The organism is Polynucleobacter sp. HIN11, assembly GCF_030297675.1.
In the GTDB taxonomy this organism is placed as follows: domain Bacteria; phylum Pseudomonadota; class Gammaproteobacteria; order Burkholderiales; family Burkholderiaceae; genus Polynucleobacter.
Genome location: NZ_AP028142.1, coordinates 1791306 through 1813265, shown reverse-complemented (window position 1 = coordinate 1813265; position 21960 = coordinate 1791306). Strand labels below are relative to the sequence as shown.

Genomic DNA, 21960 nt, shown 5'->3' with positions numbered 1-21960 from the left:
ATTTAAATCAAACGCCTAGGGTGTTTAGTGAAAATAATTAGGCAAAACCCGGATATAAAGTTGACGCTATCCTTGCAAATAGAGAAAATAGAGAGTTTTCTTAGGACAAATCATGAAAAGAACATATCAACCATCTGTAACGCGCCGTAAAAGAACTCACGGGTTTCGGGTGCGCATGAAAACTAAAGGCGGCAGAGCCGTACTCAATGCGCGTCGCTCTAAGGGTCGCAAAAGACTAGCAGTGTAATGAATTGAAGTCAGCACGCATCCAGGCGCTTTTGCGAACTAGTCCAGTAAGCAGTGGAGCCTGGGCCATATATGCGGAATCAAAAAAGGATGGCATCCCCGACCTTGGTCTTGCAATTGCAAAAAAATTTGCCAAACGGGCGGTAGATCGCAATCGTCTTAAAAGAGTCGCGCGAGAAATGACTCGCAACAAGACCCATGGTAATTTCGTAGAGCTTGTCATTCGATTAAAAAAACCCGTAGGCGGATCAACGCGCGGAAGACTTCGTAACCGAGAATACCAAGCGCTTAAGAGCCAACTACAAGGTTTGGTTTCATGAACCGATTGCTGGGCTATTTAGTAAGGGCATATCAATTGACATTTTCACCTTTTGTGGGTGGGCAGTGCCGTTTCGTGCCAAGTTGCTCGGACTATGCATGCGAATGCCTAAAGAAACACTCTACGTTAAAAAGCATCGGTAAAATCAGTTGGCGTATTTTGCGATGCAACCCCTGGTCGGCTGGTGGTTACGATCCAGTTGATCATGAGCAGAAGAAACAAAACTTAATTGAAACGAATCAATAACTATGGACATTAAGCGCACACTACTTTGGGCGGTATTAACGATTTCGGGCTTAATGCTCTATAACAATTGGCTTATTTACGATGGTCGCCAAGCGCTCTTTGGCCCAACACCACTAACGCCTTCGAGCCAAACACCAAGCCCATCCAGGGCACCCGAAAGCCTGCCCGCTGCCGCAAACGCAACTCAGCCCCCAGCTGTTGCTCCAGGGCAGGCACAAAAATCAGCTGACCTTCCCAAGACAGAGAGCCTACCCGCTCCTCAGCAATCCCCAGTGTTTAATGCGGCTAATTTAGCCGCCGGTGAAAAACACACCATTAAAAATGATGTCCTAGAGCTCGAAATTAATGCAACTGGCGCAAGCGTCGTCAGCGCAAAACTGTTGAAACAACTAATGCCCGACAAAAAACCGGTCGCTTTATTGCAAATTACTCCACAAAACCAATACTTTGTTCGATCGGGCCTCATCTCGGCGGGCAGCAACGAATTACCCAATCACACAGTTTCCTTTGTAGTGAGCAAAAGCGGACGCGTTGATAACAAATCGTTTGTAACGTTTGTGAATGAGCGTGGCGGAGTTCGTCTTGAAAAAACCTATTATCTGGTCGATGGAAGTTATGTTATTGAGGTCGAACATCGCATTACTCAGCTCAACCAGGCCAATCCAAGTGGCCTGGTTCTCTACAACGAAATCGTACGGGATAGTTCGGCTGTGAGTGACAGTGAGTTCTATAGCACCTTCACTGGCCCGGCGCTATATACCAACAAAGATAAATTTATCAAGATTAATTTTTCTGATATCGAAAAAAATAAGGCGGATATTCCAAAGCAAATACCTGCCGGAGAGCCAGGCTGGATTGCCATGGTGCAACATTATTTTGCAAGCGCCTGGATACCAAGCGATAAGTCAGCAAGAGACGTATACGTTGGAAAAGTTGAGCAAAACCTGTTTCGAATTGGCTTACAAATTCCGATTGCCGCAATTGCAGCGGGATCCAGCCATGTGGAAAGCACACGCTTGTTTATCGGCCCCCAGGAAGAAACGCTTTTAGAAAAAATTGCCCCCGGTTTTGACTTAATTAAAGATTACGGCTATCTCACGGTCATTGCCAAACCCATTTTTTGGCTTTTAGAGCAAATCCACTCCTACGTAGCTAACTGGGGTTGGTCAATTGTTATTTTGACTTTCATCATTAAATTAATTTTCTTCCCACTTTCCGCGGCTAGTTATAAATCGATGGCGCGCATGAAAGAGGTGCAACCAAGATTAATGAATCTCCGCGAGCAATTTAAGGGCGATCCCCAGAAGTTAAATCGCGCGATGATGGACTTGTATAAACAAGAAAAAATTAATCCTTTAGGCGGATGCTTGCCGGTGGTTGTGCAGATTCCTGTTTTTATTGCTCTCTATTGGGTTTTGCTTTCATCAGTTGAAATGCGAAATGCACCATGGATTCTTTGGATTAAGGATTTGTCGGTACCCGACCCCTATTTCATTTTGCCAATCATTATGGCCGTATCGATGTTTGTGCAAACGCGCCTAAATCCGACGCCACCCGATCCACTTCAAGCAAAAATCATGCTGTGGATGCCGATCATCTTTTCGGTCATGTTCTTTTTCTTCCCAGCAGGATTGGTGTTGTACTGGGTGGTTAACAATATTTTGTCAATTGCCCAGCAGTGGCAAATTAATCAAATGTTTATTAAGCGACCTGCCAATTAGGTTGCTAAGGATCGGGGTTGAATGCATAAAAATCCCATTGCTGCGATAGCAACCCCCCGGGGCGCTGGCGGCGTTGGGATTGTTCGCGTTTCTGGTCCCGATCTTATTGGGCTTGCCAAAATATTTCTCGGCTCTGAACCCAAGCCCCGCTTTGCGCATTACTTAGTTTTAAAAGATGCACACCAAGAGCAAATAGATCAAGTTTTATTGTTGTACTTTAAAGCGCCCGCATCATTCACCGGCGAGGATGTGCTTGAGCTTCACTGCCACGGTGGGGCGCGCGTCACCCAATTGGTTCTCAATCGCGTCATGGAGCTTGGAGCCCCCGAAGGGATCGTGCTCGCTGGGCCGGGCGAGTTTTCATTGAGGGCGTATTTAAATGGCAAGATTGATTTAGTGCAGGCCGAGGCGATCGCTGATCTTATTAATGCTCAAACTGATGCTGCCATACGAGGAGCAAACCTTTCTTTGCAAGGGCGCTTTTCTGATCAGATTAATGAATTGATTGATCAAATTACACAGTTACGAATCTTGGTCGAGTCAACCCTTGATTTTCCTGAAGAAGAAATTGAGTTTATTGAGGCCGCCAACGCACAGCAACGCCTTGAAAAAATTATGAACGATCTAGAACAAATTATTCAAACTTCGCGCCAAGGAAAAATTTTGCGCGATGGTATTCGTCTAGCACTCGTTGGCTCTCCAAATGTCGGAAAGAGCTCTTTATTAAATGCATTGGTAGGGGAGGAGCGAGCAATCGTCACACCAATTGCGGGCACGACACGCGATCGAATCATTGAAAACATTTCAATTGATGGCATACCTGTGCATGTGATTGATACCGCTGGTATTCGCGAGTCTAATGATGTTGTAGAGCAAATCGGCGTAGCCCAAACTTGGGATGAAATTGCTAGAGCCGATATCGTTTTATTAATACACGACGTTACACAGGCGCCCGAAGCAAATTTTGTAGACATTGAGAAGGCGGTCAGGGAACGTGTACATCCAGGCGCTCATATTCTGGATGTGATGAATAAGCTGGATTTGCTAGAGGGCCAAAAAGAAGGTCACACAAAAATCGGGCTAGGTGTAAAACAAATTTTTATATCAGCAAAAACGGGTGAGGGCATTAGTCGGCTTCAAGAAACAATCTTACGTTTTGCAGGGTGGGAAGGAAACGCAGGCGGCGGAATTTACACTGCGCGCTCCCGCCATCTTCGCGCCATCGGGCTTGCAAAGGATCATTTACAAAAAGCCATGATGCATGGATTTGGCGGTAATCGTGCCCTGGAATTATTTGCTGAGGAGTTGCATTGCGCTCAAAATTGTCTCGGCGAAATTACTGGAAAACTGCTGCCTGACGACCTATTGGGCAAGATCTTCAGTGAGTTTTGCATTGGCAAATAATCAGTCAATTTAACGTTACACAAATGTTAAAATTGTTATAAATTTTGCGCAGGCATTAAATAATCTTCTTAAAAATTAAACGGTTACGTTTGAGGGTCCCATGAATAAACCAGCCAATCCCGCCACAGTAAATTTGAATGTTCCACCATATGTAAAGAACACAAAATTGATTCAATGGGTTGAAGAAGTTGCTTCCCTAACCCAGCCCGATCAGATCCATTGGTGCGATGGATCTCGGTCCGAATACGATGCGTTGTGTGAGCTGTTGGTTAAGGCTGGTAGCCTCAAGAAGCTAAATCCGCAAAAACGCAAGAATTCGTATTTAGCGATTTCGGATCCAATGGATGTGGCGCGCGTTGAGGATCGAACTTTTATTTGTTCAACCCATCAAGAGGATGCGGGGCCAACCAATCATTGGGTAGATCCCAACGAGATGCGCGCAACTCTAACCCCGTTATTTGAGGGTTGCATGCGGGGTCGCACGATGTATGTCGTTCCTTTTTCAATGGGACCTCTCGGATCCCCAATCGCACATATTGGCGTTGAGCTATCCGATAGCCCATACGTCGCAATTAATATGCGCATCATGACGCGCATGGGCAAATCGGTTCTTGAGTTATTGGGGGCCGATGGCGAGTTTGTTCACTGCGTTCATTCAGTCGGTAAGCCATTGGCTCCTGGTGAAAAAGACGTGGTTTGGCCTAATAACCCAACTAAATATATTGTTCACTACCCCGAAACGCGAGAGATTTGGTCGTTTGGTTCGGGCTATGGTGGCAACGCCCTTTTAGGAAAAAAATGTTTTGCTTTGCGTATCGCCTCAACCATGGGGCGCGAACAAGGATGGTTGGCAGAGCACATGCTGATTTTAGGAGTCACCTCTCCTGAAGGAAAAAAATACCACGTGGCAGCAGCCTTTCCGTCAGCCTGCGGCAAAACCAACTTCTCAATGATGATCCCTCCCAAGGGTTTTGAAGGATGGAAGGTAACCACGGTTGGCGATGACATTGCTTGGATTAAGCCTCGCAAAGATCCAAAAACTGGCCAGGTACGTCTTTACGCAATTAATCCTGAGTCGGGCTATTTTGGTGTGGCCCCTGGCACCAATCGCGAGACCAATGCCAATTGCCTTGACTCATTAAATGAAGATGTCATTTTTACCAATGTGGCGCTCACGGATGACGGCGATGTTTGGTGGGAGGGCTTAACGGAGACCCCACCAAGTCACTTAATTGATTGGCAGGGTAAGGACTGGACGCCTGAAGATGGCAAAGCCGGTCGCTTAGCCGCGCATCCTAATGCACGCTTTACGACTGCAGCGACCAACAACCCCGCGGTTGATCCAAATTGGGATAACCCGGAAGGGGTTCCATTAGACGCGTTTATTTTTGGGGGTCGCCGCTCAAATACAGTTCCCTTGGTTAGCGAGGCTCGAAACTGGACCGAGGGCGTTTATATGGCCGCAACAATGGGCTCAGAGACCACGGCTGCGATTACCGGTAAGGTTGGTGTCGTGCGGCGCGATCCGTTTGCGATGATTGCATTTGCGGGCTACAACATGAGCGATTATTTTCAGCATTGGCTCAATATGGGCAAGAAGCTTGAGGCAGAAGGCGCCACCTTGCCAAAAATTTATTTAGTGAATTGGTTTCGCAAAGATGAAAATGGCAAGTTTATTTGGCCAGGCTTTGGTGAGAATATGCGCGTCTTGGCGTGGATCTTGGGCCGAACCGAAAACAAAGCGGGCGCAACTGAAACACCACTTGGCCTATCGCCAAGTCATGTAGATTTCAATTGGAATGGCTTAGCTTTGTCGCCCGAGCAATTTAATCAATCTATTGCAGTTCGTGCTGATGATTGGAAAGTCGAACTCGAGTTGCATCAAGAGCTTTTTGATAAATTGGCTAAGCGCTTACCAAAAGAACTACTCGAAATTAAAACCAAGATTGCCAGTCGCTTTCAAGCATAAGCAACTTGCTTTCCAAGCCGGTTGATGTTTTAGTGATCGGTGCCGGCATTGCTGGCGCCTCGATTGCTAATCAATATCACCGCCTTGGCATCTCAGTGTGCATTGTCGATGGTGCATCTGGACCTGGTCAAGCGACATCGGCTCATGATGGCGCAATCACGCATCCAGCTCTTGGCCGCACAGCTAGCAGATTACATCGTTTAGCCTTGGCTGCCTATCGGATGGTCGAGCTTGACTGTGCTGGCGCATGGGGCCAGCGCGGTGTTTTTGCCCTTGCTAAGATCGAGGCCCCTTTCGATGAAGAGGCATTGCAAAACAAATTAACTCAATTGGGCATTACGGCTGACATTGGGGAATACATTTCGGCTGAGAATGCTCAAAAGCGTTTTGGGATTGGGCGTGCAGGCGTTTGGTTTCCTGGCGCCGGCTCTATCAATCTAGCGAAGTTATGTAAAGAACGAATTCTGTATTGCAAGGGATTACAGACTATTTGGTCTAAGACCATTGAATCCCTTGAGCGGAAAGGCGACCTCTGGTGCGCTTTGGATAAAAATGGCAGCTGTATAGCGACAGCACAAACAGTTGTCCTTGCAAATGCCTTTGGTGCCCAAGATCTTTTGACCCCATTTGGTCAAAAGCTTTATCTGAAGCCCGTGCGGGGCCAGCTTAGCATTTTTAGAATTGACCGACAGTCCGATTTGTTAGAGTACATCCCCAAAATAAACTTATCCGGTGATGGCTATTGCACTCCTCCGGTTTGGAATCGAGAGACCCAATCATATCGTTGGTTAGTTGGCTCGACTTATGATGAGAATCAGAATTGCACACAACCAAGCGCTGCGAGCGATGAACACAATCGTCGGCTGGCACTGGGATTATTGAGACCACACATAATTGATCCTACCAAGCTAACCGTGACTGATCAATTTGTTGGCGTGCGTTGCGTAAGCAAAGATCGACTCCCGATCATAGGTGCTGTATCGGGTTTACCAAACCTATATGTTGCTAGCGCCCTTGGCTCGCGCGGATTACTTTGGTCAACGCTTGCATCGGCCCTTATTCCGGCGCTTACTCATTCGTCGGATTTTGCTTTGGAGCGACTTGCACGTTTTGGTTTGGACTCTGAATCACTTTCACTCTTATCGCCCGCGCGTTTTTTGGCAGGCGCTTTAGCCTCAAACTCAAAACCAATTTTCCCCTTGGGATCTAAGGCCAGGTAAGCCTTAAAGCCACGCCCGGTTCGATTGGATTTAAAGTTAGTTAAGAGATCAGTTTTACCTTCTTTTAAGAGCTTCTTAATTTGATCAGGGCCCACTTCTTGTTGTAAGACGACTTTGCCAGTTTTAAAGTCACAGGTTTTAGCAGGACCCGTATTGTGTTCGCAAACATAGCGCATGCCATCCTCGTATACCGCACCAGAACATTTTGGACAGACTCCAAGCGCTTCTTTGCCGGTGAAGTCAACGGCTTCCTCATCCTCTCCTCCTGAGTTGCCAAAATCAAACTCGAGCTTGAAGCCTGCGTTGGGATAATCCGCATCATCAAGTGGTATTTCTGTAAGACGAATAATTGCCGCAAAGGGCCTACCCATTTTGCTACGAAAGCCTTGTAACGGTCCGACGGTTTTTTCTTTAAGCAAAGATTCAACTTCTTCGTACTCAAATGCTCGACCGCCCGGGGTTTTACTAATCGTAAAACCGCAGGATTCGCAGGCAAAGCGTCGATAGTTTTCTTTCACGGCCTTGCCGCAATGCGGGCAGGGGGTTTTTAGAGTGGCATAGTCGCCCGGAATGGTGTCGCTATTAAATTCTTTTGCACGCTTGACAATTTTTTGTGTCATCTGTGCAATTTCTTGCATGAAGGTGTTGCGATCAAGCTTGCCTTCTTCAATCAGCGCTAACTTATGTTCCCAGGTTCCTGTAAGGTCGGGTTGGGTGAGCTCAGCAACGTCTAGGCCCCGCAAAAGGGTCATCAATTGAAATGCTTTTGCAGTTGGTATTAACTCGCGGGCTTCACGAACGATGTACTTTTCTGCCAACAAACCTTCAATGATCGCAGCGCGCGTCGCGGGCGTCCCAAGACCTTTTTCGGCCATTGCTTCACGCATTTCGTCATCATCGACCCATTTCCCTGCGCTTTCCATGGCCGACAATAAAGTTGCTTCACTGTAGCGCGCTGGCGGCTTGGTTTTTAAAGGGACCAGTTCAACGGTTTCGTTTTGAACAGACTCATTTTTTTGGACGGGCACTAGTTCATCATCTGCCTGAGACGATTTTCCATAAACAGCCAACCAGCCCGGCTCAACTAGGACGCGGCCCTCAGTTTTAAATTGATGGCCAGACACTTCGGTGATGCGAGTGGTGACTCGATACTCGGCGGCAGGATAAAACACTGCCAAGAATCGACGAACCACTAGGTCATACAGCTTTTGTTCAGGCTCGCTTAGACTTTTAGGCGCTTCGAGCGTGGGGATGATGGCAAAGTGATCCGATATTTTGCTGTTATCAAAAATCCGCTTATTAGGTTTGACCCATGATTTTTTACCATCGCCTTTGAGGATTGCGGTCGCAAAAGGACGGTATTCTTGAGTGTGCCCTCCCAGCTGCTCAATAGTTTTTTGAACGGTATCCAAATAGTCTTCAGGGAGCGCACGCGCATCTGTTCTGGGATAGGTTAGGACCTTATGGCGCTCATACAAGGCTTGTGCAAGCCCCAGGGTATTTTTAGCAGAGAAACCAAAGCGCGCGTTCGCTTCACGCTGCAAACTCGTGAGGTCAAAAAGTTGGGGCGCCAGTTGCGTTGCGGGCTTTGATTCTTCAGAGACGCTTCCCTTTTTTCCTCGGCAGGCGGCCACAATGCTCTTAGCGGCAGCTTCGCTCCAGAGGCGATTTTCTCGCGCGTCAGGATCTGCGGGATCCTTTTTAAAATCAGGATTGATCCAGCGACCCTCATAAACCCCGGCCGCGGCAATGAACTCAGCGCGGACCTCCCAGTAGTCTTTGGATACAAACTTCCGAATTTGTTCTTCGCGCTGGACAACAATCGATAGGGTTGGTGTTTGAACGCGCCCAACCGTTGTTAGAAAAAATCCACCACTCTTACTATTAAATGCGGTCATGGCTCGGGTGCCATTAATCCCCACCAACCAGTCTGCCTCGGATCTGCAACGAGCCGCATCCGCAAGGGGAATTAACTCATCGTCCGAGCGCAACTTACTAAAGCCCTCCCGAATCGCAGTGGGTGTCATCGACTGAAGCCATAGGCGCTCAATTTTTTGCGGAGCTTTGGCGTGTTGGATAATCAAGCGAAAAATTAGCTCGCCTTCACGGCCCGCATCGCAGGCATTAATAATCCGATTTACATCTTTGCGTTTAATGAGCTTTTGTAAGACCTTAAGGCGGGATTCCGTTTTTGCAATCGGCCTCAGATCAAAATGCGGGGGAATCACCGGCAAATTAGCAAAGGACCACTTGCCCCGTTTGACTTCATATTCGTCAGGGGCGGCAATTTCAAGGAGATGGCCTACAGCTGAAGAGATCAAAAAGGCATCACTCTCAAAATACTCGTCATGCTTGGTAAAGCCGCCCAGGGCCTTAGCAATGTCGTTTGCTACCGATGGTTTTTCAGCGATGATGAGCGCTTTTGGGTGCTCAGCGACTAAATTTTTTTTGCTGCTCGACTTTGTACTGGTTGCCACACTATGCCTAATCAAGATAAGTTTTTTGCACCCCTATTAGGGCCAAAAGGAAGACTAATTTAAACGGTTTTTTAAAAGAGCTCGTCTTCACCCCTTTTTTATTATTAGCCTAGGTCTTTGTAAAAAGTCAAACAAATCCCGGCATCCATAAGCACAAGATAGGATAAAACTGTTTAAATTCAATAAGTTAAATCGATTTACTCTCAATGGGGGCGGACATTAGGCAATTCTTCAAGCACATCCTGAACACTCCTAATTAATTTCGCCCCCTCCTGAATCAGTTGGTGAGACCCTTCAAAAAGGGGTGATGTAATCGGTCCAGGCAAAACGAAAACCTCTCTTCCGAGGGAGCTTGCCTGATAAGCTGTAATTAGGGATCCAGATTTCTGGGCCGCCTCAATCACCACAACACCTAAAGATAGAGCGGCGATGAGTCGATTACGCCTTGGAAAATGAAAGCCTTTTGGGCCGGTTCCCGGAGGATATTCTGAGAGTAGTAGGCCATTGGTGGCAATACGCCTGGCCAATTCGCGATGTTCGGGTGGATAGGTTCGATCGAGCCCGCTCCCGCAAACCGCAATGGTTTTACAGCTTGCCCCGATGTCCAAGATGCCTCGGTGTGCGGCGCCATCAATCCCGTAAGCCATCCCAGAAATGATGTGATATCCGGCAAGACCCAGTGCACTGGAAAAGCGCTGCGCTAATAAGAGTCCAGAGGGTGAGGCTTTACGCGCCCCCACCACCGCCAACATCGGCTGTGTCAGTAACCCAATGTCCCCAATATAAAAAAGCCTTTTTGGTGGGTCGCTCAGATCCAATAAGCGTTTTGGATAAAGCGAAGAGCCTTGTGTAATCGATTGAATTTGAAAATCGGCGTTTGTTTGGAGTTGCTTGTGCATCCCTCATTGTTGCGATAGTAAAAAGGCTTCACTAGAGGGCCAAACGGATTTGTTTGTAAGATAATTGAAATATGGCTGTCTTACCCATCCTTCATTACCCTGACCCACGCTTGCATAAGGTTGCCAAGCCGGTAGCTGCCGTAGATGAGCGAATCCAAACGATTGTCGCGAACATGGCACAAACCATGTATGAAGCACCAGGGATTGGGCTTGCGGCCACTCAGGTCGATATTCATGAGCGCATTATTGTGATCGATACCTCTGAGGAGCGGGATCGGTTAATGGTATTTATTAATCCAGAGGTGGTGTGGGCAAGCCCTGAAAAGAAATCATGGCGCGAAGGATGTTTATCCGTCCCTGAATTTTTTGATGAGGTAGAGCGCCCTGAGCGAATTCGAGTGAAGGCTTTAAACCAAGATGGTAAGGCATTTGAGCTTGAGGCCGATGGTTTATTGGCAGTTTGTCTGCAACACGAAATGGATCACTTGCAGGGCAAAGTATTTGTTGAGTATTTGTCACCCTTAAAACAGAGTCGGATTTCAGCAAAACTCAAAAAGCGGGCAAAAGAAATGGTTGGTCTTCGCTAAGCGAGACATCATGAAAATTATTTTTGCCGGCACCCCAGACTTTGCCGCTACCGCATTGGCCGCGATACTTTCAGCGGGTCACGAAGTGGTGGCTGTTCTAACTCAGCCCGATCGTCCTGCGGGACGCGGTTTGCAATTACAAGAGAGCCCGGTCAAACGTCTTGCGAAGGCCAACCATATTCCGGTGCTGCAACCACAAAGCCTGCATTTGCAGAATAAGGATGAAAAGCTGTCAGAGGAGGCCAAGCAGACACTAGCCGCAATAGACCGGATGGATTTCGAGGTAATCGTTGTGGTTGCCTACGGCCTCATTTTGCCTGCAGCATTCTTGGATATGGCAAAGCGTTCGGGTCGCAGGGGCTGTTTTAATATTCATGCTTCGCTACTGCCACGTTGGCGCGGGGCGGCCCCCATTCAGCGAGCGATAGAGGCGGGTGATACCAAGACCGGAGTAGCTATTATGGAAATGGAGCCAGGTTTAGATACTGGCCCTGTCTTAATCGACGAAGCATTGTTGATCACAAATGACGATACTACTCAAACTCTCCACGACCGTTTGGCCCAACTGGGGGGTGAGTTAATTGTTAAGGCCTTGAAATTAATTGCTGATACTACCGACTTAATATTGCATCCTCAGGACCCAAATAGGGTGACCTATGCGCATAAGATTCTGAAGAGTGAGGCAAAACTGGATTGGTCGAGCGCAGCCGAGCTGATTGATCGCAAGGTGCGCGCGCTCAATCCAGCGCCTGGCGCAAGCACAGAGCTTGAGGGTGAGCTTGTAAAAGTCTGGCTTACTCGTATTCCGAAGACCTCAAAAGACGCAGTTGATACAAGACCCGGCACGATTTTGGGAGAGGGTGAGCAAGGGGTTCTGGTCCAATGCGGAGATCGCGCGATTGAGCTTCTTGAGGTACAAAATGCTGGGGGTAAAAAGATCACAGGTCGGCAGTGGTTTTTTGGAAGGCCCAAAGAGAAGACGCAATGTTTTTCCTAAGAAGTCTTGAGCGGATTTCAGGTTGGCCTGTTTGAAAATAATGGAAATAAAGTCATGTTTAATTTAGTCAGCACAGCGATCCTGATGAAGATGGCGCGAACGGGAAGCCATCCTGTCTAAGATCTCCAATCATGATGGGGTCGCTAAACGCAGCGCCCCTCTCGCCCAGCTAATGCTGGAGACTAAAAAAATCGTGATGCAAGTTGTGCACGAGGGGCGTTCATTAAGTACGCTGCTCGATAAATTGAATGAAACAGAGCGACCTGCAATCCAAAGCCTAGCCTATGCAACCTTGCGCAATTGGAATCGCTCCCAAGCGCTCACTTCAAAGTATGTGAGTAAAAAGCCAAGCAAGGAACTTGATGTCCTCCTAACGGTTGCAGCAATGCTGATCATGAATCAAGGGCGCGCTCAAAACCAATACGCGGTTCCAACGATTGTGAATGAGGCAGTGAAGGCGGGCGGGATGTCGCCTAAGACAAGGCATGCCCAAGGGCTAATCAATGCTGTATTGCGCAAAGTCGCCACTGCAGTGCAAAACAATGGCGCTCCGAACATTCAGTTTGGACTTCCTTACCCAGATTGGTGGTTAGGGCGGATTCGGAAAGCATACCCAGAACAGTGGGAGAGCATTTGTAGCCATCAACAATCGCTACCCCCGCTCACCTTGCGGGTCAATCAAATGGTCAATACGCGTGCTGATTATGGTTTGAAGTTAGAGGGTTCGGGCATTGCCTATCAAACCATTGCTGAGCTCGCTGGTGTCCCGTTGGAGAGCGCGGTGATCATTGATGTCCCGCTACCGGTTTCCCAGTTGCCCGAGTTTATGAAGGGGGCTGTATCCGTTCAGGATGCCGGGGCTCAGCTTGCTCCAGTTCTACTTAGCCCACAGAAAGGCGAGCGGCTGCTAGATGCATGTGCTGCTCCCGGAGGAAAGACCGCACATCTTTTAGAGACAATTGACGCTAAACCCGCAGAATTGATTGCGCTGGAGATCGATGCAGACCGTGCAAAGAAAATAGTGCATACGCTTACTCGACTTCGGCTTCTTAATGATCAAGTGCGCGTAATGACAGGCGATGCCGGTCAACAGGATTGGTGGGACGGCAATTTATTTGACAAGATTCTTTTGGACGTTCCTTGTTCTGCATCTGGAATTGTGCGCCGTCATCCTGACATTGTTTTTTTACGCAGATCTGAGGACCTTGCGCGCTTGGTCAAGACTCAACGAGTCATTCTTGAGAATGCCTGGGCAATGCTAAAGAATGGCGGCACCTTGCTTTATCTAACCTGCTCTATTTTTCCTGAAGAGGGTGAAGAGCAGATCGCCCGGTTTGTGAAAGACCACCCAAATGCTTTACGATTAGAAGCACCAGGCCAGTTACTGCCAAGCGAGTATCACGATGGATTTTTTTATGGCTTATTAAAAAAGCATCAACCATGACCACCTTCTTACGACATTCTTTGTGGGGACTGGCTTGCCTGATCGCGGTGTGCGTGACTGGCCCTGCCCAAGCACAAGTCATCAAGGTGAAGCAGGCAGAGTTGGAAAAGGTTGAAAGCGCTTGGTTATTAAACGCCAATTTTGGAATTGAATTACCACCCGGCCTAGAAAATGCCCTAAAAAAAGGGGTAACACTTCATTTCCTGGTTCAGTTTGAATTAACCCGCAGTCGTTGGTATTGGTTTGATGAAAAAGCGGTCAATGTTCAGCGTCAAGTTCGCCTATCGCATCAACCACTGATTAATCAATACCGCATCAATGCTGGAGGGTTGGCATTAAATGCGAGCTCATTAGTGGAGGCATTGCGCATCGCTGGCACGATTGGTGGCTGGAGCGTGATTGAGGCTGCAGCGATTGATGCCGATAAGCAATACGAGGCTGCGCTACGAATGACCTTAGATCTTGGAAAGCTACCAAAACCTTTTCAGGTGGACGCGCTCAATAGTCGAGACTGGTCTTTAAGCGGAGAGTGGTTGCGCTTTCCGTTTAACGCATCGATGACCTCTGTATCGGGGCGTAAATAATGAGCCCTGTATTTACCCTCAGCAATAAAGACTTTATTAAGCGCAGAGCCTTGCCGCTGGTTACTTTATTAAGCGGTCTGATTGCCTTGATTTTGCTGCTTCTCTTATCAACCGCTACATCCAATACTGAGTTCTTTGATCAATATTTCATTTGGTTGTATGCCGCCAATATTGTGGTGGGTATCTTGCTCTTACTCACCATCATTATTTTGGTGGTGGTTATTAGCATTCGTTGGCGCAAGGGTCGATTTGGTACGCGTTTAATTGCGAAGCTCGCCATGATTTTTGCTTTGGTTGGGGTAGTGCCAGGCCTTATTTTGTATAGCGTATCGTGGCAATTCGTTTCAAAAAGTATTGAGACCTGGTTTGACGTCAAGGTGGAGTCTGCTCTGAACTCCGGCTTGGAATTAGGACGCGTGACCTTGCGCATTGCCCAAGAAGAAATTCTGGCGGAGGGAAAGTTTATTGCGGAGCAGGTAGTTCAGGTCCCGCCGGGCACGAGCTCCGAACAGGTGGGAAGCATGATTGCCAAGATACGCAATCAGTTTGGGATACAGGAGGTGAGCTTATTTAATATGCAGCGCACCTTGATTCTCAGCACTGAATCCAGACCGAAACAATTTTTCCCGGCGCCCAGTGCCGAGGTCGTAGCTGAGGCCTTTCAGAAAAACGGCATCACCTTCCTCGATGAAATTGAGCTTACCAAGGGGCAGCCTGGATACCGCGTGCGCGCAATCGTCCCCATTGTTCGCCAAAAAGCGGTTCCAACCAAGACCGGTGCCTCACGATACGTCGACGATAAGTACTTCTTGCAGCTGGTTCGATTCATTCCGGAGCCATTAGCCAAAAATATTTATGCGGTTGAGTCTGCCTATAGCGAATACCAAGAGAAAGCACTGGGGCGTATTGGGCTACGCAAGATGTATATCGGCACGCTCACTCTCACACTATTTTTTGCTCTATTTGTTGCAGTGACTTTGGCACTTCTCTTAGGTCGTCAGTTGGCGCAACCGCTGTTAATGCTTTTACGTGGAACCCAGGCGGTCGCACAGGGCGATCTAAGCCCCAAGCCTGAACTTGATACTGGTGATGAGCTGGGCATGCTGACCCGTCAATTTAATGCCATGACCAAGCAGCTCTCGGATGCGCGCGATTCGCTCCAGGAATCAAAGTCGTTTTTGGAGACCGTACTGGGCAACTTAACAGCCGGCGTTTGTATCTTTGATAACAACTTTAATTTGGCATCTAGCAATCCCGGGGCGGCTAAGATTTTGGGGCAAGACCTGTTGCCCATTACTGGTAAGCCCCTTAACTCGGTTGCTGAGCTGGCTGAGTTTGATGGCGCAGTCCGTGAGGGCTTTGCTACCCAAAATTTAATTACCTCTGCCAAAACAGGGGAAGCTAACAAAGCCGAGTTAGTTTGGCAAAAGCAAATTCAGGTACACCCTGTTAATGAGTACGAGAACGATCTTGGCTCAACCCTATTTGTACGTGGAACCCAACTTTCCCCCAGCCTAAAGATGATTGTGTTTGATGATATTAGTGACGTGATTGCGGCACAGCGTTCGATCGCATGGAGTGAAGTCGCCAGGCGCTTGGCGCATGAGATTAAGAACCCACTCACGCCAATTCAGTTATCGGCAGAGCGCCTGCAGCAAAAGCTCGTTGGCAAATTAAGCCCCGACCAAGACGAGATGATCGAGCGCAGCACTAATACTATTATTGGTCAAGTACAAGCCATGAAGCAGATGGTTAATGAGTTCAGGGATTTTGCTAAGACCCCTAGCCCAACCTTGGGAAGCCTTGATTTAAATGGTTTGATTCAAGAGGTGATGGGTTTGTATGAGGGCAGCAACATCGAGGTTCGTTTGGATTCCAGGTGCCCGCGGGTCATGGGCGACCCAACGCAATTACGGCAAGTAATTCATAATCTCTTACAAAACGCTCAAGATGCTAGTTTAGAAACCAATCGTCCTCAACAACTTATCGAGATCACAACGGAGCTTGTGCAAATTCAAGATGCCGATCAAAATAGATCTGCAGTGCGCATGACGATTACTGATAGTGGGCCTGGTTTTCAGGCTAAGATATTAGCAAGAGCATTTGAGCCCTATATAACAACTAAGGCTAAGGGAACTGGATTGGGATTGGCGGTCGTGAAAAAAATTATTGATGATCATGGTGCAAAAATTGAGATCCGTAATCGCAAACAAGGAGACGATGTATTGGGCGCCCAAGTATCTATTTTGTTTGTAAAGCTTGCTAAAGAGGCGACCTAACGATGGCGAGCATTTTGGTAGTTGATGATGAGATGGGCATCCGTGAGTTATTACACGAGATATTGACCGAAGAGGGTCATACGGTATATCCTGCTGAGAGTGCCAATCAGGCAAGAGCAGTGCGAGAGCAAATGGAGCCCGATTTGGTACTCCTCGATATTTGGATGCCAGACACTGACGGCATCACTTTATTAAAAGAGTGGGCTCGAGATAATTTGCTAACGATGCCAGTGGTCATGATGTCTGGTCATGCAACTATTGATACGGCTGTTGAAGCAACACGTATTGGCGCCCTTAATTTTCTGGAAAAGCCCATCGCGCTCCAGAAGCTTTTAAAGACAGTCAGCAAGGCTCTTGAGCGCGCTCCCCTGAAAAAACCAGACGAACTAGAACCTCAAGCCCAGCCCAAATCAATTGATTTACCTAAAACTACGAATCAGGATGAATACATTAGCGGAATTGCAAAAAGCTACTACTCCCTGCCACTTCGTGAGTCGCGCGATCTCTTTGAGAAGGCCTATTTTGAATACCAAATGGTGGTCACGGGGGGTAGCATGACCCGTATCTCAGAGTTCACTGGCCTTGAGCGAACCCATCTCTATCGCAAGCTAAAAGCACTTGGTATTGATGTCACCAAAAAGCAAGAGTAGCTTGCCCAAGAGCCTCTAATTCTTGGCCAGGTGGCGCAGTTGGTAGAGCAGAGGACTGCTGATCCGTTTTCACGGAAATCCCACCGCAATTTCAAAGATCTAGGCATAGTAAAAATCGGGTGTGCTACAAAATGTTTTTTAAAGGACATATACTTATACGGCTAAATTAGCGGCCATAGTAAAAGATAGACGATTTCCACGCCTACCCACCAGCTTTTGGGTTACCCAATCCCCAGATCTAGGGCGCTAGTTGCGCAGGGAAAGCCAGACATTTTTGCTTAGATTTTTGTAAATCGTGTATCGAAAAGGAGCTGTTAATGAAACTCCTAAAGCTTTTACCTAATAGATTTATTGGCGAATCGTTATCAAAAAAAAGTTAAGAAAAAATATACCATTAACCATCGGGATAAATTATTCTTAAGCCCAAATCATTTTCTTATCTGTTTGCGACGTATTAGAAGCATTTTTATTAAAAGGGTATATGGCACCATCTAAATTTTCAGCATTATCTGAAAAGTTATTTTTTGTATCTTTTCAAATTGGTATTTCATTCTTTTGTCTTTTTTCAAATGCGGCACATTCTGCTCCGTGCACCTCGGTTACCGGCGGAGAAAACGCTACTATAAGTGTAGATTGTGAGCAATTGGTTTTAGATTCTGCCGGAGTAGTAACAATTAATTCCGGAGCGACGGTCTCTGGTAACCAAGCAATTTTGAACTCGACTAATAGCTCAACAACATCCCTAAATATTAATGGAACCATTTCGTCAAGCAATAATCAATCAAGTATCTATATTCAGTCAGGAAGTACCATAAACTCCATAACAAATTCAGGCTCCATTGCTTCAGGGGGTTCGTTTGGGGGAAGTGCTGTTGGCATCTATCTTGAATATCAGCCTCGTACAACCACTATTGCCAACTTTGTTAATAGCGGAACAATCTCAGTGGGTAACGGTGCGATTGCTATTGGTAATGCAGGCGGTGTGATTTCTTTGTTGAGTAATACTGGAACAATTTCAGCTGGTCGTTCAAACCCCACCCTTCCCTATGCAATAGATAACTCTAACGATGGTTTGATAACTACGCTGAATAACTCGGGCACAATTTCTACTGGGGCTGGTGGAGTCGGAATTAATAATAGCGCTACTATCACCACGCTCACTAACTCAGGCTCAATCTCTGCTGGGGACAACGGAAGTGGAATTTATAACATCGGAACTATTGGTACGTTAAATAACTCTGGCACGATCTCTGCTGGCGATGATGGATATGAGATTTACAACCAGGGACTGATCAACACACTTACGAACACCGGCACGATCGCAAGAAGGATTTTTATTACTTGCGCCGACCTTGCGACAGATTGCGACGCTGTTACTAAAGGCTCTGGGAGAATTAACACCCTCAACAACTCAGGAACGATTAGCGGTGATGTGGTTTTATGGATGCCTGCGCCAACGCCTGGCGCGCTACCAAGTATTGGAACGCTCAACAACTCTGGCAGTATGAGCAGCATTTATCTCCAGTATTTGGTTGGCGAAGGAGTTGCCATTGAAACCGTTAACAACACAGGTCAAATTACTAATGGTATTCAAATCCTTGGGGTGATGTCTGGATCATCAGCAGGTATTGGCACGCTTAGGAATAGTGGATCGATTTACGGAGGGGTCCAGATTAGTTTTGTAGGGGTTACAGGCTCTCGCTCGGGTACTGGCATTCAATCATTTATCAATACAGGTTCTGTTACTGGAGGAATCGTTATTGATACTGTTCAATATTACGGTACACCGCAAAGCGGGATTGAAATGCTTACGAATACTGGTTCCATCAGTGGTGGAATATCTGTTTCTTCGATTTCTAGTGGAAGTGTCGGAATCATCACTCTAAATAATTTACAGGGCGGCGCTTCGAGTCCAGCCTTGACTTACTCGGGGATGTTGCCCACCAACTACAACATCATCATTAATAGCTCTAGCTATTATGGGCAATTGGCAGTTACTAGCCCTGTTGGCACCATCACCAACTTCGGTATCTATGGTACCCCATTTATTACTTCACGAACCTATTCCAGCGTTCTAAGCGGAACAGCTCTACCTAGTGGGACCAGATCTGGAACCTATGACAATATGACCTGGTCATTAGTTGAAAATGGTAGTGCAATTGATCTGGTATTCACGGGCGCCTCCCTCATGGGAACCCAACAATCTCTCGTTAACACCGCCTCTGTTCTCCAGGGAACCTTCACCCTACAAAACTCGGTGATGGTCAATGGCTTTACCTATGATTGCTCCCTTTTTGATAAGCGTGGTATTTGCGTGAGTGCGGGCGGTCGCAATACTACCGTTCAAGCCCAAGGCATTAACAACACTAGTGGTTTACTGATTGCCTCATATCGCCTAAACAAGAACAACAGTCGGATCGGCGCTTGGGTAGATCAGAACTTATCCGTGAGTGGTCCAGGTACGGTTCAGTTAGGTAACAGCACCCCCATGATGGGACTCTTTGGGGTATGGAGCCAGCGCTCAGATGGCGTGGGTGCCGAAGTCAAAGTCTCAGCGGCCTATGGACAAAAAGACACCACGATCACCCGACAAATCGTAGGCTTAAGTGAAGCCGGTAGCGGTGGCTCCCAACTCATTAGTCAGGGTGCCCAAGTGGTCGCAAAATATGGCTTTGCTGTGATGCCTGATGTGGTTGTATCCCCATACGCTGGAGTGCGCTACACACAGAACAATATGGGTGGTTATACCGAAGCAACCAGTTCCGCTGTAACAGCACCCCTTACTTACTCAGCCCTGAACACCAATGCCACCACTGCCTTGGCAGGAGCAGAAGCAAGATACCGTGGCATTCCAAAGACCACTCTCTTTGCGAGTGCCGGTGTAGAGACCGATACCAATACTTCAAATGGTTCTTACTCCGCTACTGGTGTCACTGGCTTAACCCCAGTGAACTTCAATCCTAATCCGGTCAAAACAAGACCCACTGCGACTGTTGGTGGTTATTACGACATTCTCAAGAATCAGCGTATTGGTGTGACTGGTATCTATCGCCAAGAGCCATTCCAAGCCGTATCCACCACTACAGTTCTAGCCACATACACCATTGGTTTGTAGTGTCCTCTTAAAAGACAAACAAATACGTGGGCACGAATCCGATTGGTTTAAGCCTCCTTACCCAGTTTGCGTATAATGAGCACTCTTCCGTGGCCTGGTAGCTCAGTCGGTAGAGCAGAGGACTGAAAACGTAGGATAGAGGACTAAAACAGTTCTGCACATTGAGTCTAAGCACAGCAAGACTCACTGCCCAATCGGCACCAAATTTCTTGGATCACTGCGGTTTCGAATATCGCCCAAATGGCATCGACAGCATTGCGTTGGCCAGTCATTTTGTTCTGAATGGAACAAAAAAGCTAATTACTCAGCTTCAAAATGCTATTGTGATTTTTTAGCCGCCTCAAGCAACTCTTTAGGCGATAGATCTGATCGCGTAGAAAATTTAGACTCAAATTCAAACCTAAATTCTTGCATAAGTTTTTCCACTCCTAGGGCACCCAGTTTTCTAGAGATCAAAATAGAAAGCATTATCAGTTTATCGGTGTATGAGACGACTTGAGCCGTCCACTCAACCATTCTCGGAGTTCCTAGCATTCCATGCATATGAAAGTGTGGTGGATTGCCACCATACATCTCCATAATTTGCGGATATGCTCCATGAACATAGCCAGATAGTGTTTTTTGAACTATGCTTGACATTGCTTGTGCATCAGAAGGATTTATTGATATAGACATAGTTCTTGCAATTGATGCGTGAATTTTTTGAGAAGACACAGTATGTCGTGGGTTATGTGCTTCAAGAATATTTTTAGATTCACTAAATTCTTCCTGATAAAAGCTGTCTAAGAATTGCTCTTGACTACTGCTTAATGCATTTTCACCTTCGGGCTTGATTAAAAATAATATTTCGTTACACGCTTCATCAAGCATTCTGCAAAGTGCACCAACTTCTTGGGTATATCCTGACTTAAGCAAGACTAGGCTTGCATTCAAAGTTGAGACAGCCTTCATTCCTTTTAAATAGCAAACTAGTGAATCGGTGTGCTCATCATTGTTTACTCTAAATGTTCTGTAAGGGGCATCTTCATTAAAGTATATTTTTGGAAGAAAGACTTCAAGTTCGTTGTAAAAATAACTTAACCTGTTGAGGGCATTTTCAAGTTCTGCAAGTTCTTTTGAAGACAAGGTATTTTGTCCATTCTTATATTCAACAATTTCTTTGATTCTCCAACTTTAATTAATATAGAGCAATCCCTACAAGCCTGTATCAATCAAGCCTGGGTAGATAGAGGATGTTTAATCCTCTGTTCCAAGTGGAACAAAATTTTGGGCGTCCGATTACTGGACGCTTGATAAATTTATTGAACTTCCTGCAACCCATCCTCATTATTGCCTCGAAGAACAGCTAAATCAGGGCGCTGTATGTCATTGTTGAGCATTCTGTGCCGCAGATTAGCCAGCCCTTCAAGCCGTGGGTAGCGGCCTAATGGGTTAGCAGAGCATGAGGCTGCCTTCGGTTTGCTTTATAAGGCATTATGGCTACCATCACAGAACACGCCATTTTTTGATTGCTTACACCCACAGAAGTAAATGGTCTTTGATTCTGTGGCTACCAATTGCTTGGGTGTAAATTTAGTACCTTGGTGACTGCCATCGCAAAAGGGTTGATTTTTGCTTTTGCCACAGGAGCACCAGTAATAAGTTTTTCCAGCCTCAACAGTTATCGGGTAAGGTGCTTTTTGAGGAATGGTTGGTTTCATGATTTCTAGTGTATAGAGTTGTATTTCAAGATAATTGGAGCAGTTTTAATTTCTTTAAGTTCCAAATAATTTCAATTACCAAAAAATTATTACGATTGATGAC

17 protein-coding genes and 1 pseudogene are annotated in these 21960 nt (G+C 46.7%); 14 read left to right on the top strand and 4 right to left on the bottom strand.

Features of this window, described 5'->3' with window-relative positions; translation table 11 throughout:
• Window positions 1-112 precede the first annotated feature (112 nt).
• From rpmH to QUE60_RS09145, 7 genes and pseudogenes are all read left to right on the top strand, one after another.
• Window positions 113-247: a 50S ribosomal protein L34 gene (rpmH, locus tag QUE60_RS09175; RefSeq protein WP_108509260.1), complete on the top strand. Its 135-nt coding sequence runs from the start codon at window positions 113-115 to the stop codon at window positions 245-247.
• 4 nt (window positions 248-251) lie between these two features.
• Window positions 252-566, top strand: coding sequence for a ribonuclease P protein component (locus QUE60_RS09170; RefSeq protein ID WP_286226818.1), 315 nt, complete (start codon window positions 252-254; stop codon window positions 564-566).
• Entirely contained in the window at window positions 563-811 is a 249-nt protein-coding gene (gene yidD / locus QUE60_RS09165) for a membrane protein insertion efficiency factor YidD (protein ID WP_286225410.1), read from the top strand. The genes QUE60_RS09170 and yidD overlap by 4 nt, the downstream gene beginning before the upstream one ends.
• 2 nt (window positions 812-813) lie before the next feature.
• A complete protein-coding gene (yidC, locus tag QUE60_RS09160) occupies window positions 814-2532 on the top strand; it encodes a membrane protein insertase YidC (RefSeq protein WP_286226817.1) in 1719 nt (572 codons plus the stop codon).
• A gap of 21 nt (window positions 2533-2553) precedes the next feature.
• Window positions 2554-3936: a tRNA uridine-5-carboxymethylaminomethyl(34) synthesis GTPase MnmE gene (gene mnmE, locus QUE60_RS09155; RefSeq protein ID WP_286226816.1), complete on the top strand. Its 1383-nt coding sequence runs from the start codon at window positions 2554-2556 to the stop codon at window positions 3934-3936.
• Window positions 3937-4036: 100 nt separating this feature from the next.
• Window positions 4037-5905, top strand: coding sequence for a phosphoenolpyruvate carboxykinase (GTP) (locus QUE60_RS09150; protein WP_286226815.1), 1869 nt, complete (start codon window positions 4037-4039; stop codon window positions 5903-5905).
• Window positions 5906-5937: 32 nt separating this feature from the next.
• Window positions 5938-6900: pseudogene (locus QUE60_RS09145) on the top strand (FAD-dependent oxidoreductase); the annotation flags it as partial.
• Between the two features lie 77 nt (window positions 6901-6977).
• Here QUE60_RS09145 and QUE60_RS09140 read toward each other — a convergent pair.
• Window positions 6978-9602 carry a DNA topoisomerase III gene (locus QUE60_RS09140; RefSeq protein ID WP_286226814.1) on the bottom strand — a complete coding sequence of 875 codons (2625 nt, stop codon included), beginning with the start codon at window positions 9600-9602 and terminating at the stop codon, window positions 6978-6980.
• 203 nt (window positions 9603-9805) lie between these two features.
• Window positions 9806-10501, bottom strand: coding sequence for a DNA-processing protein DprA (gene dprA, locus QUE60_RS09135; protein ID WP_286226813.1), 696 nt, complete (start codon window positions 10499-10501; stop codon window positions 9806-9808).
• Between the two features lie 71 nt (window positions 10502-10572).
• On the opposite strand from dprA, the gene def reads away from it, so the two are divergent.
• From def to QUE60_RS09100, 7 genes are all read left to right on the top strand, one after another.
• Window positions 10573-11088, top strand: coding sequence for a peptide deformylase (gene def, locus QUE60_RS09130; RefSeq protein WP_286226812.1), 516 nt, complete (start codon window positions 10573-10575; stop codon window positions 11086-11088).
• Window positions 11089-11098: 10 nt separating this feature from the next.
• Entirely contained in the window at window positions 11099-12085 is a 987-nt protein-coding gene (fmt, locus tag QUE60_RS09125) for a methionyl-tRNA formyltransferase (protein ID WP_286226811.1), read from the top strand.
• A gap of 172 nt (window positions 12086-12257) precedes the next feature.
• Complete coding sequence (gene rsmB, locus QUE60_RS09120; protein WP_286226810.1) at window positions 12258-13529, top strand: 16S rRNA (cytosine(967)-C(5))-methyltransferase RsmB; 1272 nt, start codon at window positions 12258-12260, stop codon at window positions 13527-13529.
• Window positions 13526-14113: a DUF4390 domain-containing protein gene (locus QUE60_RS09115; RefSeq protein WP_286223730.1), complete on the top strand. Its 588-nt coding sequence runs from the start codon at window positions 13526-13528 to the stop codon at window positions 14111-14113. The genes rsmB and QUE60_RS09115 overlap by 4 nt, the downstream gene beginning before the upstream one ends.
• Window positions 14113-16392 carry a sensor histidine kinase gene (locus QUE60_RS09110; RefSeq protein WP_286226809.1) on the top strand — a complete coding sequence of 760 codons (2280 nt, stop codon included), beginning with the start codon at window positions 14113-14115 and terminating at the stop codon, window positions 16390-16392. Before QUE60_RS09115 ends, QUE60_RS09110 begins: the two co-directional genes overlap by 1 nt.
• Window positions 16393-16394: 2 nt before the next feature.
• On the top strand, window positions 16395-17042 hold the full coding sequence (locus QUE60_RS09105; protein WP_286223728.1) for a response regulator: 648 nt from the start codon (window positions 16395-16397) through the stop codon (window positions 17040-17042).
• Window positions 17043-17523: 481 nt separating this feature from the next.
• Entirely contained in the window at window positions 17524-20157 is a 2634-nt protein-coding gene (locus tag QUE60_RS09100; RefSeq protein ID WP_286226808.1) for a beta strand repeat-containing protein, read from the top strand.
• 318 nt (window positions 20158-20475) lie between these two features.
• Here QUE60_RS09100 and QUE60_RS09095 read toward each other — a convergent pair whose 3' ends face one another.
• Window positions 20476-21282 carry a hypothetical protein gene (locus QUE60_RS09095; protein WP_286226807.1) on the bottom strand — a complete coding sequence of 269 codons (807 nt, stop codon included), beginning with the start codon at window positions 21280-21282 and terminating at the stop codon, window positions 20476-20478.
• A 338-nt stretch (window positions 21283-21620) separates the two neighbouring features.
• The gene (locus QUE60_RS09090; RefSeq protein WP_286226806.1) at window positions 21621-21857 is read right to left on the bottom strand and encodes a CDGSH iron-sulfur domain-containing protein; all 237 of its coding nucleotides are present in this window, start codon (window positions 21855-21857) and stop codon (window positions 21621-21623) included.
• Window positions 21858-21960 lie beyond the last annotated feature (103 nt).